Raw genomic sequence first — 5,654 nt, forward strand, 5'->3', positions numbered from 1 at the left:
GGCGTGGGGGCAGCCCACGCCCGCCCGGCCGTCACGCACCAGCGCGGACAGCTCAGCTGCAGCCGCTGGTGGAGCCGCACTGCTCGCAGACGTAGCAGCTGCCCGCCGGGCGCATCGTCACTCCGCAGGTGAAGCAGAGCGGGGCGTCGACGACCGTCTGAGCGACCAACGACTCGCCGGCAGGAGCCAGGCGCAGCTCCCGGGCCACATACTCCGGCCCATGATCATCCGCGACCCCGTTGCTGGCGGCCTTCACCGAACCGCCGCCGGCGGCGCCGCTCGACGTCACCGCCGGCCCCTGCGTCACCGCCGACACGGTCACGGCGCCGGGGTCGCCGACCCCGGCGGCCTGCGCGGGTGCCGTTTCGCCGGCCGGGGCGCCGCCGTACTGGTTGGCGACGCCGCGGGTCCGCTCGGCGGCGGTGGAGATGCCGAGCTCGGCCCGATGGTCGGCGTCGAGGTAGTCCAGCGCGAGGCGGCGGAACAGATAGTCCATGATCGACTGTGCGATCCGGACGTCCGGGTCGTCGGTCATCCCGGCCGGTTCGAAGCGCATGTTGATGAACTTGCTGACGTACGCCTCGAGCGGGACGCCGTACTGCAGGCCGATGGAGATCGCGATGGCGAACGCGTCCATCACGCCGGCCAGCGTGGAACCCTGCTTCGACATCTTGATGAAGACCTCGCCGAGGCCATCGTCCGGGTAGGAGCCGGCGGTCAGGTAGCCCTCCGCGCCGCCGACGGCGAACGAGACCGTCTGCGACGGCCGAGTCTTCGGCAGCCGGCGGCGGACCGGCCGGTACTCGACTTCGGCGGCCGGCGGCGCGGCGACGACGACGGGTGCGGGCAGCGCCGCCGCGGCACGCTCGTCCGCCGCCTTCTTCGCGCCCCTGACGTCGGTGAGGGGCTGGCCGACCTTGCAGTTGTCCCGGTAGATGGCCAGCGCCTTCAGGCCGAGCTGCCAGCCGGCGAGGTAGATCTCCTCGACGTCCTCGACGGTCGCCGTCGAGGGCATGTTGACCGTCTTCGAGATCGCGCCGGACAGGAACGGCTGCACCGCGGCCATCATCCGCACGTGACCCATCGGGGCGATGGCCCGCTCGCCGATGGCGCAGTCGAACACCTCGTAGTGCTCCAGGCGCAGTCCCGGGGCGTCGATGACGTGACCGTGCTCGGCGATGTACTCGACGATCGCCTCCAGGGTCTCCTCGGCGTAGCCGAGGGCGCGCAGCGCCGCCGGGACCGTCTGGTTGACGATCCGCATGCTGGCGCCGCCGACCAGCTTCTTCATCTTGACCAGGGCGAGGTCCGGTTCGATGCCGGTGGTGTCGCAGTCCATCGCCAGGCCGATGGTGCCGGTCGGGGCGAGCAGGCTGACCTGCGCGTTACGGAAGCCGTGCTTGTCGCCGACGGTCTGCGCGCGGGCCCACTCCTTCGACGCGAGGGCGAGCAGCCGCGCGTCCTCGGCGTGCTCGCTGCGGACCGCATCGCTGGCGGCGGCGTGCTTGCGCACGACCCGGCGGTGCGGGTCGGCGTTGCGGGCGAAGCCCTCGTAGGCGCCGACGATCCCGGCGAGCTCCGCCGAGCGCCGGTAGGCGGTGGCGTTCATCAGCGAGGTGATGGCCGCGGCGAGCGCGCGTCCGCCCTCGGAGTCGTACGCCCGCCCGCTGGCCATCAGCAGCGCGCCGAGGTTGGCGTAGCCGATGCCGAGCTGCCGGTAGGCACGGGTGACCCGGGTGATCTCCGGGGTCGGGAAGTCCGCGAAGCAGATCGAGATGTCCATCGCGGTGATGATCAGCTCAACGGCGGAGACGAACCCCTCCGCGTCGAAGGACATGTCCTCGCGCAGGAACTTCAGCAGGTTCAGCGACGCCAGGTTGCAGCTCGAGTTGTCCAGGTGGACGTACTCGCTGCACGGGTTGGAGGCGCTGATCCGGCCGCTCTCCGGGCAGGTGTGCCAGTCGTTGATCGTGCCGTCGTACTGGATGCCCGGATCGGCGCAGGCCCAGGCCGCCTCGGCGATCGTGCGGAACAGGCCCTTGGCGTCGATCGTCTCGATGGTGCGGCCGTCGAGGCGGGCGCGCAGATCGAAGCCACGGCCGTCGACGACCGCCCGCATGAACTCGTCCGTGACCCGGACGGAGTTGTTGGCGTTCTGGTACTGCACCGACGCGATGTCGCGGCCACCGAGGTCCATGTCGAAGCCGGCGTCGCGCAGCGCCCGGATCTTCTCCTCTTCACGGGCCTTCGTCTCGACGAACTCGACGATGTCCGGATGGTCGACGTCGAGCACGACCATCTTCGCGGCCCGCCGGGTCGCCCCGCCCGACTTGATCGTGCCCGCCGACGCGTCGGCGCCGCGCATGAAGCTCACCGGGCCCGACGCGGTACCGCCGGAGGACAGCAGCTCCTTCGAGGAACGGATGCGGGACAGGTTCAGCCCGGCCCCCGACCCGCCCTTGAAGATCAGCCCCTCTTCCCGATACCAGTTGAGGATCGACTCCATCGTGTCGTTGACGGCGAGGATGAAGCAGTTGTGCACCCGCAGACCGCCGGAGAGATACTCCCCGCTCTCGGTCTGGATGTCGTAGACCGGCATTGGCCCGCGCGGCTCGATCCGGGCGATCTCCAGCTCCTTCACCGCCTTCGTCGGGCGGCCAGGCTGGTCGAACGATGCCTCCAGCTTCGCTGCCTTCACCGGATCGATGAAGCCAATCTCATCAGCGAAGATTCGCCGGTCACCCAGGTTCTGGACACCGAGGCTCCACAGGTCCTGCCGGTTGGCGCGGGGCTCGGCCTTGCGGCGCACCCGGGAGAAGATGCCGAACCGCGCCAGCAGCGCCTGGACTCCGCGGATCAACCGCTCGCTGATCATGTCCAGCCCGACCAGGGTGGAGCGTTCCCGGGGGCTCACATACCCGTCGGCCTGGAACAGGCTGCGCAGGTACGCGGCCACCACCGGCAGCGGGGCGTCGAACAGACGCGCGGGCACCGTCATGTCGACGCCACGGGGCCGCAGCCCCCACGCCTCGACGAAGGACTCGAGGGACGTGCCATACAGCCGCAGGCGACGGCGGTCGAGAGTCGAGTCCTGTGTCGTCACCCATCGCTCGTGCCGGTGCACATCGGGCAGGACTGCGTCCACCGCGGCCGTCACCCAGCCTCGCTCGGCCTCGGTGACCGTCATCGCCTCGATGGTCAGGGAGCGATTCGTCTCGGTGTGCTGACCGACGAAGCCGTCCGCCTGCAGCCAACCCGCCAGCGCGGCCTCGGAGATCTCCCGCGAGGTGATCTCGCGCTCGCCGGGAGAATGAACGCGATGCCACTCGAGCCGGTCATCGGGGCGCAGGTCGCCGGCCGGGACGAAGGATCCGCTTCCCCTGCCCGAGCATCGCCAGACAAGGTGGTCAGCGGTGACGTCGAGTGCGTGGCCGGCCTTCGTCCAGACCCGGAGCACGTCCTTCACGCCGTTGGACTTGGTGGCCACGACCCTGGTCAGCCCGTGGGCATCATGGACCTTGGCGCCCACCGCGTCCGCCTCCACCAGGCCGCCGATCGGCACCAGGCCGTCCGGCGTGCTGACGAGGGCGTCATACGGCTGGCAGGCGGACACCTGCTGCGGCGCAGCGGTTCCGACGTTGAACCAGACCGGGGAGTTGAAGCTGAAGACCTGGTGAAGCAGCATCCAGGTCAGCTCGTGCTCGAAGGTCTCGGCGTCGGCGTCGGTGGCGAAGTAGTCGTTCTCGCGGCCGGCCTTCGTGTAGGTGAGCACGACGCGGTCGATGAGCTGACGCAGCGACGACTCACGCGCGGAGCTGCCCGGCGCCCCGCGGAAGTACTTGCTCGCGACGATGTTCGACGCGTTGACCGACCAGAAGTCGGGAAACTCCACCCCGCGCTGCTCGAAGTTGACCGAGCCGTCCCGCCAGTTGGTCATGACGACGTCCCGGGTCTCCCAGGTGACCTCGTCATACGGGTGGACACCGGCGGTGGTACGCGAGCGGCGGATCTTCAGCCCGCCCGTCCTGGCCGCAGACCTGCCCGCCTTGGTGCCGCGACTTTCGGTCATGACGCTCCTCGTCGTGTCTTCAGTGCTGGTCGGTGTACACCGGCGCACCGTTGGGACATGCCCGTCCGGGCGCCGACGCACAGCGGGCTCGGACGGCGCCCCGCGGCGTACCGGGTCGCGCGGATTGCACGCCCGTCGGCAGGGCCAGGCCGTCCTGTGATCAGGAGGGCACGCCGACCGGGCGTGTGTCGTTCGGAGGGGCGGATCTCGGCCTCGGCGTCCCCACCGCGTTGCGCGGTGCCAGGCGCCTGATCCATACCGTTCAGCCCAGGTGTCGACTCGGCCCAGGTGTCGACTCGGCCCAGGCGTCGACTCGGCCTAGGTGTCGACGGGCGCGCCGTGCGCCTGGACGACCTCGTACTCTCCCGCGGCCGGATGATCGCGGGCAGTGCCGCTCTCGACGATGTTCAGATAATTCGGGGCACTGCGACGGCCACGCTCGCCTGGGCGCTCGCCCGCGCCGCCGGGGCCGGCCCGCTCAGCCGGGTCGTCGTCGCGGCGGGCGCCGGCTGTCTCTGCCCGCAGCGCGGCGATCGCCGTCTCGAAGTCGGTCAGCGACTCGAAGGCGAGGTACACCGAGGCGAACCGCAGGTACGCGACCTCGTCGAGCTCGCGCAGGGGGCCGAGGATTGCCCGGCCGATCGCTTCCGCGGGAATCTCCGCGGACCCGGCGGACCGCACGGCGTCCTCGACCCGCTGAGCCAGCAGCGCGAGATCGTCGTCACGCACCGGCCGGCCCTGGCATGCCTTGCGCACACCCGCGATCACCTTCGCCCGGCTGAACGGCTCGGCCACGCCGCTGCGCTTGAGCACCCGCAGCGACGCCTCCTCCATCGTGGTGAACCGACGACCGCAGGACAGGCAGGAACGCCGCCGCCGGATCGCCGAACCCTCCTCGGCCTCCCGGCTGTCGACGACGCGACTGTCCGGATGCCGGCAGAACGGGCACCGCACGTTTCGCCTCCCTCACCCGAACCGGCGTGGATCAGCCGGATTCCCTGCACTCGCCACTGACCCTGGCCTGAACGACCGATATCAACCAGTGGTCGACTCACACCCCGATAGGCACCAGATGTTGTGTCTAACCTAGCGCACAACACCATCGATGGGGAGACCGGCCCCTCGCGTGCCACATGAGGACATCAGTACGCGGGGACGCGACAACCGTGCGCGAGACCGTTCGGCCGTCCGCACAGCCTGGACGCCGGCGCGTGACCGCGGCGACCACCGGGCCCGGACGACGGAGACCGACCGTGTCCACGTCATCGGGGGTGACCCACCCGGACTCGCCGGCCAGAAGCACGCCCGGTCCTCCTAGTCCAACAGCAGGAGCTGGCCCGGGGTGACGTCTGGCGTGGACAGGTGGTTGAGGCGCATCAGCCGGTCCACCACCACGCGCGTGTCGGCGTCGGGATCCAGCGCGACCGCGATCTCCCACAGACTCTCCCCGGCCGCGACCAGGTGCCCGCGCGGCGGGTCACCCGCCCACGCCAGCGAGGCGCGCGGCACCGCGACCATCAGCAGGACGGCGGCGGCGAGCGCGACGACCGCGACGACGACCACGCGGCCGCGCCTGGTCAGGCGC

Annotated in this window: 3 protein-coding genes; all 3 read right to left on the reverse strand. The window is 70.6% G+C overall.

All coding sequences use genetic code 11. From position 1 onward, the window contains the following. Window positions 1-52: 52 nt before the first annotated feature. The gene (locus MXD58_RS18555) at window positions 53-4,069 is read right to left on the reverse strand and encodes a vitamin B12-dependent ribonucleotide reductase (protein WP_248838307.1); all 4,017 of its coding nucleotides are present in this window, start codon (window positions 4,067-4,069) and stop codon (window positions 53-55) included. A 318-nt stretch (window positions 4,070-4,387) separates the two neighbouring features. Then, complete coding sequence (nrdR, locus tag MXD58_RS18560; protein ID WP_248838306.1) at window positions 4,388-5,023, reverse strand: transcriptional regulator NrdR; 636 nt, start codon at window positions 5,021-5,023, stop codon at window positions 4,388-4,390. A 360-nt stretch (window positions 5,024-5,383) separates the two neighbouring features. After that, window positions 5,384-5,654: LysM peptidoglycan-binding domain-containing protein (locus MXD58_RS18565; protein ID WP_250609637.1), on the reverse strand; the 271-nt coding region annotated here is incomplete at its 5' end.

The organism is Frankia sp. AgKG'84/4, from assembly GCF_023242965.2.
Taxonomy (GTDB): Bacteria; Actinomycetota; Actinomycetes; order Frankiales; family Frankiaceae; genus Frankia.

What these genes read in the sequence shown, in the direction of transcription:
- MXD58_RS18555 (WP_248838307.1), bottom strand. Translation starts at nt 4,069, where the DNA reads ATGACCGAAAGTCGCGGCACCAAGGCGGGCAGGTCTGCGGCCAGGACG.